Annotated in this window: 23 protein-coding genes; 18 read left to right on the top strand and 5 right to left on the bottom strand. The window is 46.5% G+C overall.

Annotation, left to right across the window (positions count from 1 at the left end):
- Positions 1 to 74: 74 nt before the first annotated feature.
- Positions 75 to 368: a hypothetical protein gene (locus tag DHU66_RS06760; protein WP_007886029.1), complete on the bottom strand. Its 294-nt coding sequence runs from the start codon at positions 366 to 368 to the stop codon at positions 75 to 77.
- Positions 369 to 773: 405 nt separating this feature from the next.
- On the opposite strand from DHU66_RS06760, the gene relB reads away from it, so the two are divergent.
- Positions 774 to 995, top strand: coding sequence for a type II toxin-antitoxin system RelB family antitoxin (gene relB / locus DHU66_RS06745; RefSeq protein ID WP_108775110.1), 222 nt, complete (start codon positions 774 to 776; stop codon positions 993 to 995).
- A 498-nt stretch (positions 996 to 1,493) separates the two neighbouring features.
- On the opposite strand, the gene ltrA is transcribed toward relB, so the two are convergent.
- Both ltrA and DHU66_RS12190 read right to left on the bottom strand, forming a co-directional pair.
- Positions 1,494 to 2,801 carry a group II intron reverse transcriptase/maturase gene (ltrA, locus tag DHU66_RS06735; protein ID WP_108774013.1) on the bottom strand — a complete coding sequence of 436 codons (1,308 nt, stop codon included), beginning with the start codon at positions 2,799 to 2,801 and terminating at the stop codon, positions 1,494 to 1,496.
- A gap of 764 nt (positions 2,802 to 3,565) precedes the next feature.
- On the bottom strand, positions 3,566 to 3,793 hold the full coding sequence (locus tag DHU66_RS12190) for a hypothetical protein (RefSeq protein WP_167836301.1): 228 nt from the start codon (positions 3,791 to 3,793) through the stop codon (positions 3,566 to 3,568).
- 204 nt (positions 3,794 to 3,997) lie between these two features.
- Between DHU66_RS12190 and DHU66_RS06725 the strand changes: the two genes are divergently transcribed.
- From DHU66_RS06725 to DHU66_RS06715, 3 genes are all read left to right on the top strand, one after another.
- Positions 3,998 to 4,378, top strand: a complete 381-nt coding sequence (locus DHU66_RS06725) for a hypothetical protein (RefSeq protein ID WP_135358319.1) — start codon at positions 3,998 to 4,000, stop codon at positions 4,376 to 4,378.
- A gap of 70 nt (positions 4,379 to 4,448) precedes the next feature.
- Positions 4,449 to 4,865, top strand: a complete 417-nt coding sequence (gene tnpA / locus DHU66_RS06720) for an IS200/IS605 family transposase (RefSeq protein WP_108775108.1) — start codon at positions 4,449 to 4,451, stop codon at positions 4,863 to 4,865.
- A gap of 19 nt (positions 4,866 to 4,884) precedes the next feature.
- The gene (locus DHU66_RS06715; RefSeq protein ID WP_167836300.1) at positions 4,885 to 6,078 is read left to right on the top strand and encodes an RNA-guided endonuclease TnpB family protein; all 1,194 of its coding nucleotides are present in this window, start codon (positions 4,885 to 4,887) and stop codon (positions 6,076 to 6,078) included.
- Between the two features lie 551 nt (positions 6,079 to 6,629).
- Here DHU66_RS06715 and DHU66_RS06705 read toward each other — a convergent pair.
- Positions 6,630 to 7,901, bottom strand: coding sequence for an ATP-binding protein (locus tag DHU66_RS06705; RefSeq protein ID WP_108775105.1), 1,272 nt, complete (start codon positions 7,899 to 7,901; stop codon positions 6,630 to 6,632).
- 511 nt (positions 7,902 to 8,412) lie between these two features.
- Here DHU66_RS06705 and DHU66_RS12330 point away from each other — a divergent pair.
- On the top strand, positions 8,413 to 9,171 hold the full coding sequence (locus DHU66_RS12330; RefSeq protein WP_209451762.1) for a type II toxin-antitoxin system Phd/YefM family antitoxin: 759 nt from the start codon (positions 8,413 to 8,415) through the stop codon (positions 9,169 to 9,171).
- A 367-nt stretch (positions 9,172 to 9,538) separates the two neighbouring features.
- On the opposite strand, the gene DHU66_RS06695 is transcribed toward DHU66_RS12330, so the two are convergent.
- Entirely contained in the window at positions 9,539 to 9,835 is a 297-nt protein-coding gene (locus tag DHU66_RS06695) for a hypothetical protein (RefSeq protein ID WP_108775104.1), read from the bottom strand.
- A gap of 129 nt (positions 9,836 to 9,964) precedes the next feature.
- Here DHU66_RS06695 and DHU66_RS06690 point away from each other — a divergent pair, with 129 nt between their 5' ends.
- The 13 genes from DHU66_RS06690 to DHU66_RS06635 all read left to right on the top strand — a co-directional run bounded on the left by DHU66_RS06690 (position 9,965) and on the right by DHU66_RS06635 (position 25,469).
- Positions 9,965 to 10,513 (top strand): TMEM175 family protein, encoded by a 549-nt coding sequence (locus tag DHU66_RS06690; RefSeq protein ID WP_108775103.1) that lies wholly within the window; start codon positions 9,965 to 9,967, stop codon positions 10,511 to 10,513.
- Positions 10,514 to 10,701: 188 nt separating this feature from the next.
- Positions 10,702 to 11,115: a TAXI family TRAP transporter solute-binding subunit gene (locus DHU66_RS06685; protein WP_108775102.1), complete on the top strand. Its 414-nt coding sequence runs from the start codon at positions 10,702 to 10,704 to the stop codon at positions 11,113 to 11,115.
- Positions 11,116 to 11,661: 546 nt separating this feature from the next.
- Entirely contained in the window at positions 11,662 to 13,389 is a 1,728-nt protein-coding gene (locus DHU66_RS06680; RefSeq protein ID WP_108775101.1) for a [FeFe] hydrogenase, group A, read from the top strand.
- 46 nt (positions 13,390 to 13,435) lie between these two features.
- Entirely contained in the window at positions 13,436 to 13,777 is a 342-nt protein-coding gene (locus DHU66_RS06675) for a VOC family protein (protein WP_108775100.1), read from the top strand.
- A gap of 231 nt (positions 13,778 to 14,008) precedes the next feature.
- Positions 14,009 to 14,773 (top strand): arginase family protein, encoded by a 765-nt coding sequence (locus DHU66_RS06670; protein WP_108775099.1) that lies wholly within the window; start codon positions 14,009 to 14,011, stop codon positions 14,771 to 14,773.
- Positions 14,774 to 14,853: 80 nt separating this feature from the next.
- Positions 14,854 to 16,296: an adenylosuccinate lyase gene (gene purB, locus DHU66_RS06665; RefSeq protein ID WP_108775098.1), complete on the top strand. Its 1,443-nt coding sequence runs from the start codon at positions 14,854 to 14,856 to the stop codon at positions 16,294 to 16,296.
- Between the two features lie 86 nt (positions 16,297 to 16,382).
- A complete protein-coding gene (locus DHU66_RS06660) occupies positions 16,383 to 16,925 on the top strand; it encodes a methylated-DNA--[protein]-cysteine S-methyltransferase (RefSeq protein ID WP_108775097.1) in 543 nt (180 codons plus the stop codon).
- 26 nt (positions 16,926 to 16,951) lie between these two features.
- Complete coding sequence (locus DHU66_RS06655; RefSeq protein ID WP_108775096.1) at positions 16,952 to 17,530, top strand: DNA-3-methyladenine glycosylase I; 579 nt, start codon at positions 16,952 to 16,954, stop codon at positions 17,528 to 17,530.
- A 122-nt stretch (positions 17,531 to 17,652) separates the two neighbouring features.
- Positions 17,653 to 17,826, top strand: coding sequence for a hypothetical protein (locus tag DHU66_RS12185; protein WP_167836299.1), 174 nt, complete (start codon positions 17,653 to 17,655; stop codon positions 17,824 to 17,826).
- Positions 17,827 to 17,926: 100 nt separating this feature from the next.
- Entirely contained in the window at positions 17,927 to 19,771 is a 1,845-nt protein-coding gene (locus tag DHU66_RS06650; protein WP_108775095.1) for a TerB N-terminal domain-containing protein, read from the top strand.
- Positions 19,768 to 21,099, top strand: a complete 1,332-nt coding sequence (locus DHU66_RS06645) for an ATP-binding protein (RefSeq protein WP_108775094.1) — start codon at positions 19,768 to 19,770, stop codon at positions 21,097 to 21,099. The genes DHU66_RS06650 and DHU66_RS06645 overlap by 4 nt, the downstream gene beginning before the upstream one ends.
- Before the next feature lie 37 nt (positions 21,100 to 21,136).
- Positions 21,137 to 23,392 carry a DEAD/DEAH box helicase gene (locus tag DHU66_RS06640; protein ID WP_108775093.1) on the top strand — a complete coding sequence of 752 codons (2,256 nt, stop codon included), beginning with the start codon at positions 21,137 to 21,139 and terminating at the stop codon, positions 23,390 to 23,392.
- A 49-nt stretch (positions 23,393 to 23,441) separates the two neighbouring features.
- Positions 23,442 to 25,469, top strand: coding sequence for a glycoside hydrolase family 31 protein (locus DHU66_RS06635; RefSeq protein WP_108775092.1), 2,028 nt, complete (start codon positions 23,442 to 23,444; stop codon positions 25,467 to 25,469).
- The last annotated feature ends 170 nt before the right edge of the window (positions 25,470 to 25,639 follow it).

Here is a 25,639-nt window from a genome sequence, read left to right as displayed (position 1 = left end):
TCAACCATTTTTAACCTTGTTTTCCATCTTGTTTTTCCATCTCTTACGGGCAGTAGCAAAGCCAGGCGAGCCAGTCAACGGTCAAGATGAACGGCGCTTTCAGCGCCGCCGTTGACAGTCTCGCCCGTCTTTGCTAATGGGTAATCAAGGCGGGAAAGCCATTTTAGGGCTTTCCCGCCCATTTCAATTTTGGGAGAAGAAAGGCCCCAAAATGAACGAGTGCGGCCAAACACTTTTAGGGATTGGCCACCTTGTCCACCCATCCAGCGGGGCGGCGGGGAACGGTCAAGGCCGGGCGTCAGCCCATTCATTTCAGCCTTGACGGTTTCCTGCCGTCCTGCTACTTTTCCCGGAGTGTGGCCACACATCTGGTCACGGTGTCCAGAGCTTTGGGACTTTTTGTCCCATAGGCCGGGGGCGGAGGACGAGGGACGGGGGCTTTCATAATACGCCCTGTCTGCTGCTGAAATCAGCCCTTTGTTTCCGGCTTACCAGCCCCAAACAAAGCCCTGCTTTCCTGCCGCGTCAAATGCCCTTGCCCTCCCCGGCGGCAACGGTATTTTCAGGGCAACGCCGACAGAGCGTATAACACACTACACTTTGCTCCGCAAAGTCGTGTGCCAAATGGGGCGCTGCCCCCTTTGGAAACCCCCGCAACAAACAGGTGCTATGCACCCAGCCGGGAGCATAGCGCCGTTTGTTGTCAGCAGCCCGTTTCACGGTCTGCGTGTAGTTCCTTGTAAACTGACCTAATATACAGGAGAAATAACACTATGTCATTTTCTATCAGACTTACCGCAGAAGAAAAAGCTCTTGCCGAAAGCTATGCCAAACTTCACTCGATGTCACTTGAAGATGCCTTTAAGCGTGCTCTGTTTGAAAAAATTGAAGATGAATATGATGTTTCTGTTGCCAATAAAGCCTACAAAGAATATCAGGACAGTGGTACGAAGTCCAGACCGATTGAGGAGTTTTGGAAAGAGTTGGATCTATGAGTTATCAGCTAAAACAACTGTTCGGTTTAAAAATGACTTTCGAAAATTTGACAGTATACACAGATGATGATTCAGTCCTGAATTACCAAGAATCTTCTGATTTGTGATGAACCAAGGATTCATGTAAAAGAATTGGCCAACAACAGGCGTGGGCAATGGTTATGCCAGATCGGTGATTGTCGTTTGATCTGTCTGATTAACGATAGTCTGCTTGTGATTTTTACGTGAAGAATCAATAGCGATATGACTTTTTGGCCGTGACCCAAAGTTGACCCAAAAGAGTTTTGAATCCATAAAAAGTATGAAGAATATCGATAAAAACTGGGAAAAATTGATTCGAATTACATTGGAAAACCAGTAATAATTGGTGGGACTATCGAGCTGGAATAGAAATATATACAATTTGTGCAATAATAGGGTAGAGTGAGCCGCGTTAGCGGCTCGACCCTCCCGTTGCACCGTACGTACGGTTTTCCGTATACGGCGCTACGTTTGTATTTACTTACGATTATTGAGGTAGTATTCCAACGGGTTGACCAGTCCTGGTCGACCTGTTTTCCTACTTGGCAGGGCCAGTACTTTCGGGCTGAGAGCGTAATTTACCACATCCATTCCACTCCTCCGATACCATCCTAGGCGTGAGTTGGCTACCTTGTATGTATCTTCATCGGTGAAATTACAATGGAACATAGCGTTAAGCCTTTGGAGATTTGTGTCTATACGCTTCGGTTTCTTCCATTGCTTGATGATGATGACTCTGACTTTGTGCCGCATCCACTGTCCATATTCATCGAGGAAAGCCTTCATATCTCCGATGATGAAATAATTGATCCATCCTCTGACGATCTGATTCAGTTTTGTGAATGTGACGGCCAGAGGTCTGGATATTGCTTCCTTGCGTTGCAGGACAGCCTTGGTTTTCGCCATCAGCCGTTTCTTTCTGTCATCACTCGGTTTGCAGTGCCATCCGTCTTTTGCCTTCCAGTACGTAAAGCCTAGGAACTCGCTGTGTGTTGGCCTGACCACCTTTGTCTTGGTTGGACTGACCTTCAGAAACAGCTTTCGTTCCAGCCATGAGGCTACCGACTTCATCACTCTGTCTGCCGCCATTTCGCTCTTCACGAAGATGTCGCAGTCATCTGCGTACCGCACAAAATGCAGTCCTCTGCTCTCCAGTTCTTTGTCAAATTTATCGAGATAAATAAGGCTAAGTATCGGACTGAGGGGTCCGCCTTGCGGAACGCCTAGTTCAGTTGGTGATACGAGTCCGTTCACCATGACGCCAGCCTTCAGAAAGGACCGGATCAGGTGTAACGTTCTCTTGTCGTTTACCTTTTCTCTCAAAATGGAGATTAATTTGTCATGATTCACCGTATCGAAATACTTTTCGATGTCGAGATCAATCACCCAGTCGTATCCGCTGTTCAGATTATTCAGGACATCCTTCATCGCATCATGTGCGCTTCTGTTTGGCCTGAATCCATAACTATGGTCACTGAATGTGCTGTCGTAGATGCCGCTGAGTACCTGGGCTGCTGCCTGCTGTACCACCCGGTCTGCGACTGACGGAATACCTAATGGCCTTTGCTTGCCATTGGGCTTGGGTATATAGACCCTGCGGACTGGTTTCGGTCTGTACTGCATGTTCCGGATCTGCTGTTTGATTATTTCTTTATGTTTAGAGAAATACTCATCCAGCTCACTGGTTTTCATGCCGTCCACGCCGGCCGCGCCACGGTTTCTCTTAACCCTTCTGATCGCTTCTTCCAAGTTTTCGTCACTCAGAATCACTTCAATTAATTCCATACCGCTGTGCCATTCCTTTCTATCTGTAGATTATTCAGAATCATCCCGGGGCCCTTTGCCGTCAGAGGTTACGATCCTCTGCTGTAGGCTTATCCTCCCTTTCGGACTATCCGAACATTGCGTATAGTGGGGCACACTATACAAACATTAGGTCCTTCGCTCCACTTCCGTTACAGAAGCTTCATCACTACTATGACCTCAGCTGACTTCCTGCGATAGACCTTTATCCGACCAGATGATAACGATAGCTGTTTAAAAGCGTCTCGGTTTCCCTGTGTTTAGGTTCATCTGTCCGCAGGATCTCTCGGGGTAAGACACACATCTGTAATTTCCATAGCTTCCTGATTTACCGGTCGGCTTTACGTTTGTCTTTTGGACTTCAGCTTGCATAGCAGCCTTATCCGCCTTATGGCCTCAATCAGGTTTCTGTACGTAAGCTCAGAAATATGCTAGCTACTGCTTTCGCTCTGGGTTATTCACCCTCGGCTGGTAGTTCACTTCGCTTGGCGACAAATACCCGCGGCCTGCCTCTATTGCAGGCTAGATGTGTGCCATGCCCGACACACTATGGAAAAGGTAGCGGTTTTGTGCATCCACTACCTTTTTTTGAATCATACATACAGTAAGAGGCTTCAGGACTTACAATTTCGCAAAAGTTAAGCATCATCAGCGTATAAAATTTATCATGCCATTCATTCGGCTGCTTATTGCTGGTAAAGATAATGGTGTGTGGACCTTCTTTCCCATAGCGTCGGTCTATGAGATCAAAGAATTGAGTTGGTGATACCTCCAGAAAGATGAGTATCAATGATTGCTGTATAGCCGGTAAGAACGGTCTTTTCTTTCTTCCGTCCCTTATTGCCATTCGGCATAATCACGAATTCGTGCTTGCGTGCACTGCGCAGTTTCGAACGAGAAATGTGTGTCCTTCTCGAAAGCTCAGCCAGATTCACTCTGTCCAAAGAAAACCTGTCACCGAGCTCTTTCTTCATCTCCTCAAGTGCTTGTGTTATGTAAACGACAAAATCAGAAGAAAAGTCCCGGAAGTATTGATTTTTTGGTACTTCCGGGACTCGCTGTTTTTACCGGGTGTCAAAGACCGGATAGTATTATACTGCGTGTAATGGGAGGATAAGTTTGAAAAAGGTAAGCGCACGATAATAAATATGAATATTAACGGACATATGCTAGATACTATGAACACATTTAATCCATTTTTCTGTGAAAAATATGGATTCGAATGCACACTGAATGTGGTACCAGAGATCCGTAAGGTAGGGCTCTTCAGGAAGGTCCCTGTTGACACGGTTCAGGTTCTATCCATGGGAAAGGTACTGTTCTCTTACGATCACGATCCCAAGCAGTATCCCAATGAAGGAGAACCAACTCCAGATGAGGATGATATCGGATTTGAGCTGTATTCCCACATCACTGTTTTCATTTATGAGAATTTCGATGAAAATATCAATGAGAAGAAATTATCGCAAGGGGAGATTCAGGACCTTGAAGTCGCTCGTTTTAAGAAGTATGCCGAGAATTCTCCCTTACTTGTAGGGGAGATGAATCGGCCTTTTTAAACTATGTGTACAATACATATTTGCTTGATAATAATACATATATTCGGATGATATATACTATACTATATGTATGAAAGATGACAGATATGTACATGCGCGTACCTGCGTATACAACATCCACTATCACATTGTCTGGTGCGTCAAATACAGGCGTAAAGTGCTGACACCTGATATTGAGAAGTCACTGCAGCAGATCTTACACGATGTGGCCGCGGAGAATGGCTTCTCACTTGACCAGTGCGAGGTTGATGAAGCAGACCATGTACATTGCTTTGTGACCGCCCCTCCAAAGCTGTCAATTACATTTATTGTCAAGCACCTGAAAGGAACATCAGGCCTGCGCCTGTTCAAATTGTATCCAGAGCTCAGAAACCAATTATGGAGAGGACAGTTGTGGAATGGCTCTTATTTCATTGAAACGATAGGATCTACAAGCGAAGAAAATGTAAAACGCTATATCGCTCATCAGCAGAATGTTCAACGCTAACTGGAAAGGAGCGGCAGGTATGTCGAATAGCACAAATGCAAAGAAAAGAAGACCTGGGCAGTGTGTTTCTGCAAATGTTGATCGCATTGCATTGCGCTTTTGCGGCATGCCGACATCTGCTCAAATGGAGACGTTAAACCAGACGCTTGGCGCCTGCAGATGGCTGTATAATCGCATGCTGTATGATCGGTCTGCATGTTATAAGCACACAGGTGAGTCATTAAATCTGACGCCCGCATGGTACAAACATCTGTCATGCTGTCAATGGCTGAAGGAGGTTGATTCGCTTGCGCTTGCAAACGTGCAGCTGCACCTTAATAGAGCGTTCGGCAACTTCTTCCATGGCAAATCTGCCTATCCGAAGTATAAAAGAAAAGCTGATCATTATGATTCATACACAACAAATATTGCCTCCAAAGGCGCAGCCAATCTGCGTTTTCGGATGGGCAAAAGAAAAGCAGGCTTCCTCAAACTCCCTAAGATTGATGGAGAAATCATGGTCAGAGCACATCGTACGGTGCCAGCACACGGCGTACTGAAGTCTGTTACTGTCACCCATGAGCCTGATGGCAAATACTATTTTTCACTCCTGTACGAAGTGCCGCATGAAGAGATATGCCATGACATCGATCCGGACAATGCAATCGGGCTGGATATGTCTATGCATAACTTTTGTGTCGATTCCAACGGTAAGCATATCGATTATGGCAAACCATATCATGCTATGCAGAACAGAATTGCCAGAGAGCAGAGAAAACTGTCTCATATGGAGAAAGGATCTTCCAACTATCGTAAGCAGCGGGTAAAAATCGCAAAGCTGAGTGCGAAAGCCAAGCATCAGCGCAGCGATGCCTTACACAAGCTGTCACGACAGTTAGTGGATACCTACGACATGATCGGAATAGAGGATCTGAATATGAGGGCAATGTCACAGTCTTTGCACTTCGGAAAGTCTGTCGGTGACAAGGGATGGGGCATGTTTACCAGCATGCTTGCTTATAAAGCACATAGGGCTGGAAAGCGCGTCATCAAAGTTGGGAAGTTCTTTCCCAGCAGCCAGATGTGCCATGCATGCGGGACATTGCACAAACTCACCAAAGATTTGTCTGTACGTGAGTGGACATGCCCTGACTGCGGACATCATCATGACCGTGATGAAAACGCAGCACTGAATATCAGAGACGAAGCAGTGCGGATCTACTGCACCTGTTGAAAATATGAGCATCAACAACCGCTGGGACGGCGGGGATAGCCTGAAACCACTGTATGGAGAATGCAAGACCATACAGAATACCTACAGCAGAATGCATCGCGCCTCATGGGCAACTGTGAGATACGTACACATTCCTGACAGTCTGGAAACACAGGAAAAAAGAAAAGTGGCCTGTGCCACTTTGAAGCTCAGTTACTTGTAGCCGAGTAGTTCACAGACAATATCTTCCATGTGGCGCTAACCGATGTCTCATACTATAAATTTGAGAATAAATGGGTTCTCGCTCTCCCCGATTCATTCCTTATCTATCAAGACTTCCTATTGAACTGGGAAGGATTTGTAAAGGAAGCTACGAAGTCTCCGGAGACCTTTGAGATAAAAGCGGTGTAGAACCTTTGGCAGGCCAAGAAATTGGTCTGCCATTTTATCTGCTTTTCTTACTGCCATAATAAATTTCTCCTCGCATCACTGAATCTATCCAGATCCGCTGCTATGCTCGCGACCTCATCCAGAAGATTCATCCTACCATGTGGTGCCGATTATCTTATGAATCAGAAGATTGTTTCTTTGCCAAGCAGGAAATCCAGTACATTGATATGACGAATGCCGTTTTCATCCGTAAATGACGCCGGAATATCCCGACGCATAACGATTTTCTCAAAGAAATCATTCGTCAGTCGCAGAGAGTCCAGTTCACTGGTTGTCTTTTCTGTATGAGACATTTCATAGGCGGATTGGATATATACCTTTTTGTCTCCTTGATTGACAACAAAATCAATTTCCTTTTGCACCTTCTGATCTTTTCGCCTGTCGAGGACGACACCAACATCAACAGAATATCCCTGTATAATCAGTTCATTGTACAGGATGTTTTCCATGATATGACCCGGATCAAATTGCCGGAAATTAACTCGCGCATTACGGAGCCCGATATCTGTGTAATAATATTTGTTTGGATACTGAAAATATCGTTTTCCCTTGATATCCCAGCGCTTTGCTTCGCTGATCAGAAAGGCATTCTTCAGGTATTCCAGGTAACTTGAAACAGTTTTAGGGCTGATATTCGCTCTTTTTGTACTGTTCAGTGTGTTTGCAATATTGGTAGGGTTTGTCAGAGAACCGACAGATGAAGCAAGAAAGTCCAGGATATCAGAAAGTACATCAGGGCGTTCAATTCCCTCACGCTCAATGATATCCTTGATATATACCTCATTAAAAAGCTGTGCTAAATAGTCTTTTCGCTGTCGGTCTTCCTTCAGATTCAGAAGGTATGGCATCCCGCCATAAAGCATATAGCGGTCAAATGCATCTCTTTTATCTCCTCCTGCAGCGGCAAAGAATTCCCGGAAAGAAAGAGGATATACATGAATCTGAGAAGAACGGCCGCGAAATTCTGTTACAATGTCGCTTGACAGCATCCGGGAATTGCTTCCTGTGACATACACATCAAGATTTTTGTATCCCCGCAGTTCATTCAGCATATCATAGATTGTTACCTTTTCGCCGGGCAGATCCGGATCTGGAACGGAAACAGACAGTTGAATTTCATCTATAAAGAGATAGTACTGTTGTGCGCTGTTTTGTATCTTTGCCTCGACCATGTTGCTGAGAGCAATCGGGCTGCGGTATTTTACATCTTTGCGTTTATCAAGTTCGATTGTAATGATGTTCTCGGCGCTCGTCCCCTGTGACAGCAGATAGTCACGAAACAGGTCGAATAAAAGAACGGACTTTCCGCACCGCCGGATTCCGGTAATAACTTTGATCTGGCCATCCCACATATAGGAAACAAGTTGGTGAAGATAAAGATCACGTTGTATCATTGACGCCTCCTGATATTGCGCACTTAGTCCGTAATCGTCTTAAGATCGTAATTAAAGTATAACCCGTTGAGCCCTGCTGCTCAACATGAAATTACGCACTTGGGACGTAAGTGGCATAAGATAGTAATCAAATATAACACTATTGCGATCGAAGCAAATTGATTAACAATTTACAGAATTAGACATTTGAAATGAATGGGCTTGGCGCATTGGCCCTTCTCTTTCGGCTGAAATTGGTCGTTTTCTCCCGGCGCAAAATGGCCCATTCCGCCCGGCCCTAACAATGGTGACTATTGCACCCATGCTTAATAAACATCAGAAGGGAAAAGTTTATTTTGAAACATTTTTTCTGAATTGATAAAGAATCAGGGGTGACATGGCAGCGGCTTTTACGTCTGATGCCTTTTACTTTATGTCAATTTGTAGTTAAGAAGTGTTGCAGATAGCGCTGCGGAGACCCATAATTATGGTATAAATAAGACATAGTTAGGGAGAAAAAAGAGGTGGTTACATGCCGCGGATCATTCCTATTAAAGATTTAAAAGATACGGCAAAAGTTTCCGAAATGTGCCATAAGAGTTCTGATCCTATTTTTGTAACAAAGAATGGATATGGCGATATGGTGCTGATGAGTATGGAGGTCTTCGAGGAGATGCATCAGAAGGAGCAGCTCTACCGTGAGCTGGAGATATCCGAAAATGAGATTAAAGGCGGAAAAACCAGATCGGCTCGAGAAGCATTGTCTGATGTGAGACTGAAAAAAGAGGAAAAAGTTATGAAAAAGATTGTTGCGGCTGTTGCGGTTAATGGAAGTTTTATCGAAAAAAGTGATAATTTTGGTGATTATCCGTTCCCGCGTTTATTGGATTTCAAAGAAGATGAACTTGTGATAAGCAATTATTACAAAATGAAAACCAAAGACTATCGGGATCGCCTTGTTACTATTCCATATAAGGATATTGAAAAAATTGAATTACGAATTGTAAAACGTTTCAGAGGACAGAGAATTACAGGTTTTGATGGAAGTAATCATTTTGATTTGCACATCAGTACAAACGGATATGATGAATGGGATGTGGAAACTTTGCCAAATAATCAGCTTATTGAATGTCTTCAGAGTATTGGAAAATTGGATGATGCTGCTAAAGTTATTGATCATTTAAAATCTGTTGAAGACTTTAACAGATACTGTAATGACAATTATGATTCGTGGGTAAAGGAATTAGGTTTTGAAGAAGGTCGTATTGCATATTCGGACAGAAATCTTTAAAGCGTTTGATGAAATTTCAGTTTGTATATGAAAAGGAAGCTGTTATGTAAAAGCCGATGGCAAGTGCCAGTTTCGGATTGATTCAATTTTTTCCTTTGCTGTTGAAGGTATGAGGAAAGAGTCTCGGATTTTCAACAGTTCGCGGTATTTAGCCATTCTGTTATTCGTGTATCAGGGACAAATGCTCTCCCACCCCACAGGCCAATGGTTTCGCCGCCAGCTCTGCTGTCTGAAATCGTGGATCATCATGGAGATGCCTTCAGTCTAATTCATATCCCTCCTGTTTCTATGTTTCTGTCATTCACTGATTTCTTCTGCATTATTCACCGTAAGTCCTGGCTGATACCTTGCAATCGATAAAATCATCTTACGCAAGAACAGTATGAATATTGCCTGTCATCATTCCCCATATAAAGCATGCCAGCTTACGTGCTATGGCTACTGTTGCTTTGTTATGGCTCTTTCGATTGTGCAGCACAAGATGCATGTATCTCTTCCGGAGGCGTTCATTCGCTCTGTCCGCATATGCAATGACTTCGGGAGCGTTGCCTTCCTGCCGCTTCTTCAGTACTTCACTTTTGCCGGATGATGCCCGGGAGAAGGATTGTGCACATTCGACAAAGAGTTTTCTCAAAAAGGCGTATCCCTGTTTGGTGATTCCCATCTGATTCTGATCATCGCTGCTGCTTGGTAAAAAGCTGCTTGAGAATATTGCAGTAATCGCGATAGAGAAAGCACAAATGATCTTAATCTGGTTGCAAAATGTAAAAATCAGTAATAATCTCAGAACGCTATGGAAAAGAATCGATTAGAAGCATTCAGTGATGGTGTTCTGGCGATCATCATCACCATCATGGTATTGGAACTGAAACAGCCTGTCAGTGATAGCTGGGGCGACTTTCTGGCCCTTTGGCCTGTCTTGCTTGCCTATATGCTCAGTTTCTTCTTTGTCGCCATTTACTGGGTAAACCACCAGATTCTCATCAATCAGGCAAAACGGGTCAATTATCCGATCCTGTGGTGCAATATTGCATGGTTGTTTGTGATGTCATTTATTCCGTTTACAACGGCGTGGATTGACAATCATCCCACTTCATTTGCGCCTGTGTGTCTGTATTTCACAGATATGCTTTTTGCCTGTCTTCTGTTTCATCTGATGGTGTATCTTATTGCATGTGAAAACGGAACCGCAAAGCAGTTTCGATTAAGTCCCCGAAACATTATCAGTATCATCACCTATTCGCTGGCAGCATTGTTTGGCGGATATTTCCCGATTGCGGCATATATTGTCGTCGCTCTTGTATCCTGCTGGTGGATTTTCCCGGAAAAAGGCAAAGCATAAAAATCTATTATTTCTAATATATTCATCGTGAAACGAAACGCAGCGCAGAGCAGATGGGTAGAAATGAACATGAAACGAAAGGTTGTACCAGTACTTGTTGCTTCCTCGCTCACTGGATGCATGACAAAGCAGACAATCCGCTTTGGAACGGCAGATTCTGACGGTCTGTATTATATGCATTTGGGACGATGCTGAGTGAGGCACTGCATGAGGAAAAGCAGGGATATGAGCTTCAGGTAAAGGAAACAGGTGGCAGTGCAGCAAATATCCGTCTACTGTCTTTGTCACAGGACGAAATGGACCGGATCTGCAATACTTTTGATGGCTATGTACAGATGACAGTGCCTGCGGGTACTTATGAAGGAATACCGGAAGTGCAGACGCTTGGTGTAAAGGCAGTGCTGCTTGTCTCGCAGGAGGTGTCTGATGCGGCAGTCTATCAAATGTGCAAAGCCTTATTCGCAAATATCGATTCTTTTGAGGAACAGCCTGGATTACGCAGCGATATCACTTTAAAATCAGCATCTGAAGGTATTATGATTCCATTTCATGCCGGCTCTTCAATGGGCGGCTCATTAGGCAACGCGCTGATAAAAAAGTAAATTGATATTTGTATCATTTTATTTTCACTTTTGCGAAATCATTGATACTCTGTGCTTTATTAATTACATGCAAATAGCAGGAACAGTTCATATGTAAAATGCAAGAATTGGATTTTGCGCCTTTCGTACTATCATGTGATCTGTTGGGTGAATTAAACACTATATGGGAGGAGAGATCATGGTGGACGATAATCAGGATCAGGAAGATCATGGTTCAACAACACCGCTGAGCCTTGAGGAGATTCAGGAAGTGATCTCGGAGATCCGCTATTAACGGATCTCTTTTCTTTGCATGTAAGATTGTGAGCATGCTTCATTCTGACTGGCCATGTGACATGATTGATAATCTTTCAGACATTGCGTGAAAGAGCAACAGAGTTTTCTTCGTGATCATAAAACGTATTGACAATTGCGGCCGATGATTCAATGATAATGATGTTTGAATAGTACTGACATCAGCAATTGAACTGCAGTACATTTTTGGCTAACAGACAAGAGAATCCAGTATATGCGTCGGAATGAATATCGTTCAAAAGGAGACAGATCATGAGTAAACATCTTTCAGAAGCGATTCGTGTACCGATTGAGGGTGACAACCCTTCCATCCGCAGAATTGAGAATCTGTGTATCAAATGCGGTCAGTGCAGGGATATCTGCCGTGATTATGTAAGTGTACTTGGCTATTATGATCTTGCTAAAACCAATGATACAGCTGTGTGCATTCATTGCGGGCAGTGTGCCAATGTATGCCCGGTTGGCTCCATTACAGAAACACCGGAAATGGATGCGGTGCTTGCGGCTGCTGCGGATCCTGAAAAGATCGTGATTGTCAGTACATCTCCTTCTGTGCGTGTTTCCTTAGGTGAAGCTTTTGGCATGCCAAGAGGAAGCTTTGTTGAAGGTAAGATGGTTGCTCTGCTGCGGAAAATGGGTGCTGACTATGTGCTGGATACCAACTTTGCTGCAGATATGACGATTGTTGAAGAAGCCAGCGAACTGGTGGAACGTCTGACAAAACATACTGGACCTTTACCACAGTTTACATCCTGCTGTCCTGCCTGGGTGAAGTTTGCCGAGATTTATTATCCGGAACTGCTGCCGAATATTTCATCCGCCAAGAGCCCGATCGGTATGCAGGGTCCGACGGTTAAAACATATTTTGCAAAGAAGATGGGCCTTGATCCAGGACGTATTGTCAATGTTGCTTTGACTCCATGTACAGCCAAGAAGTTTGAAATCCGCCGTGAGGAAATGAATGCGTCCGCAAAATATCTTGATATGCCCGATCTGCGCGACATGGACCACGTCATTACAACAAGAGAACTTGCTGACTGGGCTAAAGAGAACCATATTGATTTTGGTTCGCTGGAAGATGCAAAGTTTGACAAGCTGATGGGTGAGGCATCCGGGGCCGGAGTGATCTTTGGCAATACAGGTGGTGTGATGGAGGCTGCAGTCCGTACAGCATATGAATATGTAACGCACAAACCTGCACCAGATCAGCTGTATACGCTGGAACCAGTGCGCGGCATGCAGGAAATCCGCGAAGCATCGTTACAAGTTGGCGATCTTCATCTGAATCTGGCTGTCATCTATGGCACATCCAATGTCCGCAGGTTTCTGGCGATGGCAAAAGAAACCGGAAAACAGTATGACTTTGTGGAAGTAATGACCTGCCCGGGCGGCTGTATTGGCGGCGGCGGTCAGCCCAAGGCTTCCATAGATGAGCGTGAAAAGATGCTGGAAAACCGCATTGCAAGCCTTTATCAAAGAGATGCATCAATGAAGATCCGCAAGAGTCATGAAAATCCTGAACTGAAACAGCTCTATGCAGAATTCTATGGCAAGCCGCTGTCACCACTGGCAGAAAAGATGCTGCATACATCTTATATCGACAGGAGTTCACTGCTTGGTGAAGATGCTGGAAAGTATCAGACACTGCAGACGTTTGAAACAAATGGAAAAGAAGCGAAATCAGGGATTGCGGCCTATATTGGAGATGCAAGCAAAGAGACAGAAACAGCCAGCGATTATGAAGAAATCACAGAACCTGGCAGTAAGACACGGAAATGGAAATGCCGCATCTGCGGATACATCTATGAAGGAGAAAACCCGCCGGCAGAATGTCCAGTATGCCACAAGGACAGCTCATACTTTGACCTGATCAGAACGTGGAAGTGCAGGGTGTGCGGCTATGTCTGTGAAGATGTGAATCCACCGGCAGAATGCCCGGTATGTCATAAGGACAGCTCGTATTTTGACCCAATTGACTGATGATTCTTCTGTTTCACAAGGTGATTGAAATCTGCAGGAGGCATGCATGCTTGAAATCGGATCAATTGTATGGGGTGTCAAAGATATCAATCGGGCAGTGGCTTTCTGGTCTGCGGCTTTGGATTATCACCTGAAATATCCAGCCGAAGTTGATTGGGCAGTTCTGATACCTAAGTCTGGCAATGGCATTCAGCTGTCTTTGAAACTGATTACGTCGGATAAGGCACAGAGACATCATATGGATCTGTTTACCGATCATCAGAAGGAAGAAGTGGAACGTCTGCTTTCTCTTGGAGCGACGAGAAAGAAATGGAACTATGAGGACGGCGCAGACTATATGGTGCTGAATGATCCGGATGGAAATCCGTTCTGCGTCGTACAGCGCTGAAAGGATGATTTGAAAGAAGGATAACGATGCGAATGATCGCAGTTATCCGCTTTTGATCTAGTGAATGGCACAAAGGGCAGACATTCCCATGTTGGAAGGATGCTTCGTGCATAAGGTGGAGAGAACAGATGGAGAAAAACAGGCTGGTGGCTTTTTCCGGCCAGAGCTGACCGCATTCTCAAATAGTGTTTGCACTGGCAGATCCTGCAGACTGCGGTATCCTCTAACCGTATGCAGAAAACAGAGAAAAGAGAAAACTATATTTTGGATTTTTCGCATGTGTATCCAGATGATATTGAAAAGAAGGTTCTTCGTCTTCACCGCATTGACTGCAGTGATATTCAGGGGACGGATCTCTATGTGACCCCGCAGGCTGCTGAAAAGATTCGTGAAAGAATCCGCCCTTATGGAATTCATGGCATTCATTTCCTGGACAATGGGAATTACCACTATGTAACGGGTATTATTACAGAACGGATCAAAACGCCGTATGTACTGTTTTTGTTTGATCATCATACAGATATGCAGCGGCCGATGATTCATGATCTTGTCAGCTGCGGCAGCTGGGCAGGGGAGATGCTGCGGCGAAGATCCATGCTGAAGCAGCTTGTGCTGATTGGACCGTCTTCTGCTCAGATTACACATCTGCCAGAGGAAATGAAAAAGAAAGTACTGTGCATCAGTATGCAGAAACTGGAGAGCGAGGAGGCCGGACAGGCTTTTGGCTTGATCCGGAATGATCTTCCTGCGTATATCTCGATTGATAAAGATGTGCTGGACCGCTCCTGTGCAAGAACCAACTGGGACCAGGGAAGCATGAATCTTGCGATGCTTGGCCGGATTGTAAAAGAAACATTCCATCATCATCGTGTCATTGGCGTTGATATCTGCGGTGAATGTTCTCTGCAGGAGCCGGCAGGAGAACTTGCAGAGGATCTGAAAATCGATGAACATACAGATGAGATCCTCTATCATTTCCTGTCGTCATATCTCTAAGTTCTTTCTTTATGCTATACTTGCCTCGGTTTTAGTAATACATCAGGCAGTATCACAGCGATTTCATGCAGGAGGGATACATGACAAATACAGACCGCTATATCAGTCCGCTCTCAGAGCGCTATGCAAGCAAGGAAATGCAGTTCATCTTCTCTGAGGACCACAAATTCCGTACATGGAGAAGACTCTGGATTGCACTTGCCCAGACGGAGAAGGAACTTGGCATTGACCGCATCACGGATGACATGATCGCAGAGATGAAGTCACATCAGGATGACATCAACTATGATGTGGCAAGGGCAAGAGAGAAGGTTGTCCGCCATGATGTAATGAGTCATGTGTATGCCTATGGCGTACAGTGCCCTAAGGCAAAGGGCATCATTCATCTTGGTGCCACAAGCTGCTATGTCGGCGACAATACTGATATTATTCTGATGAAGGAAGCACTGACACTGGTGCGCAGGAAGCTGATCAATGTGATTGCAGCTCTGGCAAAGTTTGCCCGTGAGCAGAAAGACCAGCCTACGCTTGCTTTTACGCATTATCAGCCCGCCCAGCCAACAACAGTTGGCAAGCGGGCGACACTTTGGATCAATGAATTCATGCTGGATCTGGAAGAAGTTGAGCATGAACTGAAGAATCTCAAGCTGCTTGGTTCCAAGGGAACAACCGGCACCCAGGCATCTTTCCTGGAACTGTTCCAGGGAGATCTTGAAAAGGTGGATGCTCTGGATCCGATGATTGCAAAAAAGATGGGCTTTGAGGCGTGCGTTCCGGTCAGTGGGCAGACCTATTCCCGCAAAGTGGATACGCAGGTTGCCAATGTGCTGGCTGGCATTGCGGCCTCGGCCATGAAGATGGCAACGGATATCCGTCTTCTGCAGCATATGAAGGAAGTGGAGGAGCCGTTTGAAAAGACACAGATTGGTTCTTCTGCCATGGCTTACAAGCGCAATCCGATGCGTTCTGAGCGGATCTGCTCTTTGTCCCGCTATGTCATGGTGGATGCTTTGAATCCTGCCATTACAAGCGGTGTGCAGTGGTTTGAGCGTACATTGGACGATTCTGCCAACAAGCGTCTGTCTGTTCCGGAAGGCTTCCTTGCCATTGATGGTGTGCTGGATCTCTGCCTGAATGTGACCGATGGCATGAAGGTGTATCCGAAGATGATTGAGCGTCATCTGAAAGATGAGCTGCCATTTATGGCAACCGAGAATATCATGATGGATGAGGTGGAGAAGTATGGCGGCAATCGTCAGGAGCTCCATGAGCGCATTCGTGAGCTGTCCATGCAGGCAGGCCGCCGTGTCAAGGAAGACGGTCTGGACAACAATCTGCTGGAACTGATTGCCAATGATCCGATGTTCCATGTCACGCTGGAAGAACTGCAGTCAAAGCTGGATCCGAAGCTGTATGTCGGCTGTGCGCCGCACCAGGTGGAGAAGTATCTGGATACAGTGATTCAGCCGATGCTGGATGCGAACAGGGATCTGCTTGGCGAAGTGGCCGAGATCAATGTCTGAGTAAATTATGAGAAAAGAAAAGTCGGACGGCATCTGGATATGCTGTCCGCTTTTCTCCTAGTTGCCTGAAGGCAGAAGGAGATACTGTGTATTATTCAGCGGATTATGTATCACAACTTGGTATTGTTACGCTTGCCAGTGATGGCAGAAATCTGTCTGGTGCCTGGTTTGAAGGACAGAAATACTTTGGCGGCGCCATTGGTTCACAATGGGAAGAAAAGGATGATCTGCCTGTGTTCAAAATGGCAGTGGACTGGCTGGATCGTTATTTCCAGGGACAGCGGCCGGATATTTTTGAACTTCCTCTGGCTCCCATCGGAACCCCGTTTCGCCATACAGTCTGGAAGCTTCTAAGCAGGATTCCCTATGGCCAGGTTGTCACATATGGTGAACTGGGAAAAAAAGTGGCAGAAGAGATGGGCATAAGCAGTATGAGCAGCCAGGCCATCGGTGGTGCTGTCGGCCATAATCCTCTTTCGATTATCATTCCCTGCCACCGTGTTGTCTGCAAAGATGGCAGTCTAGGGGGCTATGCCGGCGGCACAGAACGCAAGATCGCACTGCTGCAGCTGGAAGGAGTGGATCTTCCGGCTTTTCATGCATCAGACAGGCAGACATTGCAGCAATGAAAAGAAAATACCGGAAAGGATGAATCATGGAATGGGCAGATGGCAAACAGAGATGTCACTGGGCAAATCCGCATAATGAGCTGTACATCCGCTATCATGATGAAGAGTGGGGTGTTCCGGTTCATGACGATCACAGACTGCTGGAGATGCTGATACTGGAGTGCTTTCAGGCCGGTCTTTCCTGGGAGTGCATATTGAACAGGCGGGAAGCCTTCCGGAAGGCTTTTGATGATTTTGATCTGGATAAAATTTGCGATTACGGGCCGGAAAAGATTGCTTTGCTGCAGCAGGATGCCGGCATCATCCGCAATCGCCGCAAGATCAGTGCTGCTGTTGTCAATGCCAGGATCTTCAGCCAGATCCAGCGGGAATACGGGAGCTTTGACTGCTATCTCTGGAAGTGGACAGACTACAGGGTGATCTGTGAAACCGGACGTACAGATTCTGCCCTGTCAGATGCCATCGCAAAGGACCTGAAAAAACGAGGCATGAAGTTTGTGGGCACAACCATCATTTATGCCTATCTGCAGGCAGTTGGCATGATTTTCTCTCATGAAGAAGGATGCTATCTTCATCATTCTTCAGATATTTCCAGGCCAGAGTGATGATTTCCGGGATACAAGAAATGAAAGGCAGAATAAAGCAGGAAAAAAGCAGATCAAAGAACAAAGGGTGCGTCACAGGCTGATAATGAAGATGCTGGAGGGGTTTTTCCAGACACTATACGATGGAGATTGCAGAATTTCTGTCAACAGCAAAGGCAAGAGAATGCCTTGTGAAGTATCTTGTCCATCATGATGTCTGGACAGGCGATGATCTGGATGAGGTGCTGTGTGATATTTTGCGTTTGACAGATTGTAAAAAGAGGCCAGAAAACGGGGAACCCATGCAGAAAGGGTGAGATAACGGCCAGAGATCTGGTACACTTCCGTGTGCATTTTTGTCCGGCAGTGCCATTTTACCTGCCGGATTTTCTATCATCGTGAAGTGAGGTTTAAGACATGGAAATAAAGGATCTGACAGCATATGCCAAGAAGAAATATCATTGTCTCTGTTATTCCGTTGGAAAATCCACGTTTCTTCTGGTGGATCCCCGGGAACGCAAGTGTGTCAGTCTTTTGCTGCGTGAAACAGACCGGGAAACCGGTGAAGTCCTGGAGTATGGGGATATCCGCTGTCCAGTATCATTCCTGACTGGTCAGCATGTTTCCTATGCGGGACCTCCCTATCGTATGAAACAGGATGGATGGACAGGTATCCGCTTTGACGCAGATACGGATGCCGGATATGTTTTCTCACTGTTTGATCAGGCAATGAAATCTCTGAAAACACGTGGCTATACGATTGTGCTGGACGAACATCCCGTTCAAAAGGAATATCAGGCATCTGTCATTCCTTTTGCCAATGGCGTTTCTTATGAAAAAGTGCCGGCAAGAATTCTTGCCATGATGCAGAGCTATCAGTATGGAGATGGCTCTTTTTCCTGGAAATGCCGCAGTTTCCTCAGGCAGGGGAAAATGATGGCAGACTATGAGGATGATGTGCCATGGGATGGTGAAATCAAAATATATAATCCGACTTATCATGATCTGACACCAGCGCAGCTGCGGGGGTATTTCACCTGGCGCACACAGGTACGCAAAGGTGAATACCGGAAGACAAATGCCGTCTTTGCCTATCTGTATGTGTATGAGCTGCTCAATCAGATCGGTACTTCTTCACCTGAAGACAGTATTGTCTGTCTGCAGGCATTCCAGGAAAACGTTGTCAATGTCTATGGCGAAGCCAGGATGAAACAGCTTGTCAGTCAGTGGCTGCTGGGTTTTGCGGCTGTGAAGCGGATGCCGCTTTCAACTGTGCAGAGCTGTTTGGATCCTGCCCGGATCCAGCAGGGACAGGCATTTACGATTCTGCAGAATCCGGATGATTACAATGAGGAACAGATTGCCGCTGTACTGCTGTATGATGCGCACTATCGCGGGTTTGATGCGGCTGTGTATCAGGGCAGACGGCAAGAAGCACATGCCCTTCTTGCCAGGATGTGGAAGATTGCCTTAAAGATGTATCGTGGTGAAGATGGCAAAAATCTGATGGAAACTGTTTTTGGTCAGAAACAGCGGGTCAGCTGGTTTCCGATGACTGGTGCCATCTATGATCGCCGCAATGACAGCAAGGAAGATGTGGTTTATCCGCTTGATGCGTATGAAAGCCTGATCTGTCAGAACGGCAATTGGGTCAGGGAAAAATATATGCCGGCATCATTTAAGCGGAAACTGCTTGCCAGCTTTGTGCGTGCCTGTGACCGGGAAATTCGATCCTATCTGCATCTTTCGGCTCCTTTGAAGGAAAGAAAGGAAAGTGACTGGGCAGCGCTATATATCGAGGCGGTGATTGCCCAGGACCAGCAGGAGAAAATCAAGGTACAGCGGGCTGCGGTTGCGATCAACTTTGATTCTCTGGATGAGATCCGCAAAGATGCTTTGATTACGCAGGAAAGCCTGATGACAGATGAGGAAAGAATGGATGATACAGCTTCAGTGATCCAGGAGACACAGGAAAAGAAAGAAATAGAATTAGAACAATCTGATACAGAAACAGAATTGGAAAATCCGCTGTTGAATGCACAGCAGGTAAAGATCCTGTCTTTGCTGGTGGCTGGAAAACCAGTGGAAAATCTGATTGCGTCCATGCATGGCATGCCGGAAGTGATTGCGGATGAGATCAATGAAGCGCTGTTTGAGCAGATTGGGGATGCGGCTGTTTCCTGCATTGACGGTAAGCTTGCTTTGCAGGAAGATTACAGGGATGATATTGTTTCGATTCTGAAAGGGGAGTGTGACAGATGAGTGAGATCAGAAGAAAGGTGCCAAGAAGAATTGCCCAGACGGTGCTGAATTCCCTGAAGGGCGGCGTTGTGCCACGTATCGGGCTTCCCTATATTGCGGTTGGCAGAAAGAATGAGATTGCGGCATTGCTGCATGATGTGGATCTGATTTCCGAGGGTGGAGCTTCCTTCCGCTTTATTGTCGGTAAATATGGTGCCGGCAAGAGTTTTCTGATGCAGACAATCCGCAACTATGTCATGGACAAAGGCTTCATTGTCGTGGATGCAGATCTCTCTCCGGAACGCAGATTGATGGGTACCAAAGGACAGGGACTGGCAACATACCGCGAGCTGATTGGCAATCTTTCCACTAAGACAAAACCGGAAGGCGGTGCATTGACACTGGTGCTGGACCGCTGGATTTCTCAGGTGCAGTCTTCAGCTATGGCAAAGAGCGGCCTGTCTGCAGGTGATCCTGCTTTAGGCAAGCTTGTCGATCAGGAAATCTATGCCGTGACATCTTCCGTCAGTGAGCTTGTCCATGGCTTTGAATTCGCCCATCTGTTAAGTATGTACTACCATGCCTATCTTGACGGGGACGATGAAGCCAAGGCAAAGGTTGTCAAGTGGTTCCGTGGAGAATATGCCACAAAGACTGAGGCGAAGAATGATCTTGGCGTCAATATCATCATTTCAGATGATAACTGGTATGACTATCTCAAGCTGTTTGCCATGTTTTTCCGTCTGGCTGGCTATACGGGCATGATGATCATGATTGATGAACTTGTGAATATTGCCAAGATTCCCAATGCCATTACCCGGCAGTACAACTATGAGAAAATGTTGATGATGTACAACGATGCCTTACAGGGAAAGGCAAAGTATCTTGGCATCCTGATGGGTGCGACGCCGCAGGCGCTGGAGGACAGACACCGCGGTATTTACAGCTATGAAGCACTGCGCTCCCGTCTTGCTGAGGGTAAGTTCTCCCGCCCTGGTGCACGGGATCTTCTGGCACCGGTGATTCGTCTGGATCCTTTGACTGCAGATGAAATGCTTGTGCTGTGTGAGAAACTGGCCGATATGCATGCGGATCTCTATGGTTATACGAGAAAGCTTGTCGATCAGGATCTGGCATCCTTTATCCAGATGGAATATGCCCGTATTGGTGCAGATCAGAATATCACACCGCGTGAGGTGATCCGTGACTTCATTGAACTGCTGGATCTGTTGTATCAGAATCCGGATATGAATCTGCAGGAACTGATGCAGTCAGATCAGTTTACGTATACGAAATCCGATGCCGTCAGTGATCAGACAGATGAGAAGTACGCCGAGTTTACAATATAGCAATCAATGATGGATGCAGCAGAAAGGAGGTGGCGCCATGTCAGATGTATTCAGCCGCTATGCACCGTTTATCCAGGATTATATTTACCGTTATGGCTGGCAGAATCTCAGAGCAGTGCAGAATGCGGCCGGTGATGCCATCTTCAATACGGACAAGAATGTACTGCTTTGTGCATCCACGGCATCCGGCAAGACCGAAGCTGCCTTCTTTCCCATGCTTACACTGCTGCAGGAAAATCCTTCCCGCTCTGTTGGCATCCTCTATATTGCACCGTTAAAAGCACTGATCAATGATCAGTATCTGCGTTTAAAAGATCTCTGCCAGGACACGGATATTCCCATCACCAAGTGGCATGGGGATGCCTCCCAGTCTGAAAAGCGGAAACTGCTGAAGAAGCCGCGCGGTGTTCTGCAGATTACGCCGGAATCCCTGGAAGCTTTGCTGATGAGAAAGCACATGGAGATTCCCAGCCTGTTCTTTGATCTGCGTTTTATTGTCATTGATGAGATTCATTCTCTGCTGCGCGGTGACCGGGGCATGCAGACGTTCTGTCTGATTGAGCGTCTGTGCAAAACCGCCGGCTGTTCCCCTAGAAGAATCGGGCTTTCTGCTACGATCGGCCAGCCTGAGGAGGCTGCCCGCTTTCTGTCTGCCGGCAGCGGCAGGGATACCATCATTCCGCATTTTGACGGCGGTAAAGAAGTGTGGCGGCTGTCCATGGAGCACTTCTTCAACAGTGATCCCCAGGCCGATGCAGGCGAAGAGATCACCATGCCTGCCCCAGTCAATGAGGAGCCAACCGACAAAGCACCGGAGGCCGCCGATCCTGGCTGTGCCTACATCTTTGAACATACCAAAGGCAAGAAGTGTCTGATCTTCACCAATTCCAGGGAAGAGTGTGAACTGGTCTGTCAGACCCTGCGGCAGTATTGTGAGGTCAATCATGAACCAGACCGCTTTCTGATCCATCATGGCAATCTGTCATCTTCCTATCGGGAAAGTGCCGAAGAAGAGATGAAGGATGATGAATCGCTGAAGAGTGTATGTGCTACGGCAACCCTGGAACTGGGCATTGATATTGGCAAACTGGAAAGAGCCTTTCAGATTGATGCACCGTTTACAGTGTCCGGTTTTCTGCAGAGAATGGGCAGAACCGGCAGAAGGGGACAGCCTGCTGAGATGTGGTTTGTCATGCGTGAAGATCATCCTGAGGCAAGATCACTTCTGCCAGAGCAGATTCCGTGGTATCTGCTGCAGGGCATTGCCCTTGTGCAACTGTATCTGGAAGAACGTTTTGTGGAACCGCCCAGAACCGAGAGGCTTCCCTTTTCGCTGCTGTATCATCAGACCATGAGCACCCTGGCATCCCTGGGTGAAATGACACCTGGTGAGCTGGCCTCCCGCGTGCTTCCTTTGACAGCTTTTCATCGTATCTCAACAGATGATTACCGTGTCCTGCTGCGCCATCTGATCAAGAAAGACCAGATATCCAAAACAGAGAACGGCGGCCTGATTGTCGGCATTCATGGTGAGAAAAACGTCAATAACTACAAGTTCTTTGCGGTCTTCCAGGAGAATGTGGAATATACCGTGCATGCCGGTTCCCAGGAGCTTGGTACAATTGTCAAACCGCCGCCAGTGGGTGACAAGATTGCCATTGCCGGACGTGTCTGGGCAGTGGATGAGGTGGATCACAAGCGCCGTGAAGTGTACTGCACGCTTGTCAAAGGTACGGTGCCTGCCTACTTTGGTGATGTGCCGGGTGATATTCATACCCGCATTCTGGAAAGAATGTATGGTGTTTTGAATGAAGACAAGCTGTATCCGTATCTGATGCCGCATGCCTGTGCCAGGCTGATGACAGCCAGGCAGACGTTTGCAAAGGCAGGTATGAAAGACCATCCGCTGATATCTCTTGGCGGCAATATGTGGGTATTGTTCCCGTGGCTTGGGACATATGCCTTTCTGGCATTGGAACGTTTCCTGAAGATCCGCTGCGGCAAGCGGCTTGGCTTGAAAGGCATGAGTCCGGCCAGACCGTATTATCTGGAATTTACGATGCAGGTGGATGCGGAAGAATTCTTTCAAATTACATATGAGGAAGCCCGGAAAGCATTTGACCCGATGGAACTTCTGTATCCTAAGGAAGTGCCTGTCTTTGAAAAGTATGATGCCTATGTGCCGGATGAGCTTGTGCGCAAAGGGTTTGCATATGGCGTGCTGGATATTGCGGGTATGAAACAGCGGGTGCTGTCGTGGATTCCGCATGAGGAAAGTACAAAAAAGCGGTAAGTGAGAGACAGTAACGGCCGCGGTACAATGGCATCAGGAGGAATATGTCATGCAGTTTCTCAAGAAAAACAATACATTGATTGCAAGGCATAATGGTGAAACACTGCGTATTGAAGCCTGGGGAGAGAATTCCCTGCGGGTCCGGGCAGTGATGGATCCTGAAATGTATGATGAAAACTGGGCGCTGAGTGAGCCGATTAAAATCTCTCGTGCGGATGTCGAAATTACCGAAGAAAAGCACTGGGTGGGGAATGGCTCATGGGATACTGTGCCCATTGCGTCCATTACCAACGGCCATCTCAAGGCAGTGGTCAACTTTGCCGGTGTTATTACATTCTATCGTGATGACAAGATGATTCTGCGGGAGTATTTCCGTAATTATGATGGCACGCTGAGTAAAGAAAGCCGCTGCCTGAAGTTCATCAGCAGAGAGTGGAAGGGCGTCATTGGCGGCAGTGAATATCAGCTGACCGTGCGCTTTGAAAGCAATGATGGTGAGAAGATCTTTGGCATGGGCCAGTACCAGCAGAAGTATATGGACCTCAAGGGCTGCACGCTGGAACTTGCTCAGCGCAATTCACAGGTAAGTGTGCCATTCCTTGTCTCAAGTCTTGGCTATGGCATGCTGTGGAACAATCCTGCCGTCGGCGATGTCACTTTCGGTAAGAATGAGACAGTATGGACAGCACGTTCAACAAAACAGATGGACTACTGGATCACGGCGGGTGATACACCGAAGCAGATTCTGCAGCAGTATACGGCTGTTACCGGCAGAGCACCGCAGTTCCCGGAAGATGAAATGGGCCTGTGGCAGTGCAAGCTGCGTTACCGTACCCAGCAGGAAGTCCTGGATGTGGCAAGACGCTATGTCAGGGAACACATTAAGATTGACCTGATTGTCATTGACTTTTTCCATTGGACAATGCAGGGTGACTGGCAGTTTGATCCTAAATACTGGCCGGATCCGAAAGCTATGGTGGATGAACTGCATTCCTATGGCATCAAAGTTGTCGTGTCGGTATGGCCGTCGGTTGACCGCCGCAGCATCCACTTCCAGGATATGCTGGAAAAGGGTCTCTTGATCCGTACAGAAAGAGGCGCCCTGCAGACATATGACTATCAGGGTGATTGTGTGGAGATTGACGCCTTCAATCCCAGAACACGAGAATATGTCTGGAATGTATGCAAGCAGAATTACTATGATCTTGGCATTGATGCCTTCTGGCTGGACAATTCTGAACCGGACTATGGTGTGTATGACTTTGATCATTACCGCTATTGCAAAGGACCGGCGCTTTCCTGCAGCAACCTCTATCCGCAGATGTACAGTCGTACATTCGATGACAACATGAAGAAACTAAGCAGAAAGCCATTCGCCAATCTGCTGCGTTCCGGCTGGGCAGGCAGCCAGAAGTACAGCAATGTCCTGTGGTCAGGTGATGTGCCAAGCACCTTTGAATCCCTGTATGATCAGGTGCAGGCAGGGCTGAACATGGGACTGGCTGGCATTCCATGGTGGAACACAGATATCGGCGGCTTCATGAGCGATGATGTCAATGATCCCGATTTCTGCCAGCTGCTTGTGCGCTGGTATGAATTTGCGGTATATACACCGGTATTCCGCCTGCATGGAGACCGCGGTCCGTATAATATCCCGGCTCTGGATGAACGTGACTATGGCGGCGGATATCTGCATACCGGCCAGTCAAATGAGATGTGGAGCTATGGCGAAGACGTTTTCAAGATCATGAAGAAGTATTACGATATCCGCGTTGGTATGCATGATTATCTTTCTTCCTTGTTTAAAGAGGCATCAGAAAATGGTTCGCCGCTGATGCGGGCTATGTTCTATGAATTTCCGGATGATCCGCAATGCTGGAATCTGCAGGATCAGTATATGCTTGGAGACAAACTCCTTGTGTCACCGATTCTGCATCTGAATCAGTACAGCAGGTCTGTCTATCTGCCACAGAATGCAAAGTGGAAAGAACAGAGAACAGGAACGATCTTCGATGGCGGACAGTATGCCGTTGTGGATGCACCGATTGACTATCTGCCAGTATTCGAGAAGCTGTAAGCATTAAGGATTTAAAACTTTAATTGCGCAGTATGCAGAGTGCATACTGCTTTTTTGTAAAATTATATTAAAAACGTAATATACGTTTTAATTATTGATTTTTGCAAAATTAGCATGTAATAATACATGTATCCACAAGAACATGTGTTTTAAATATAAAGGACGTGCAT

Source organism: Lactimicrobium massiliense, from assembly GCF_900343155.1.
GTDB lineage: Bacteria > Bacillota_I > Bacilli_A > Erysipelotrichales > Erysipelotrichaceae > Bulleidia > Bulleidia massiliensis.
The sequence above is the reverse complement of the archived record's forward strand: the minus strand, read 5'-3'. Positions and strand labels throughout refer to the sequence as shown.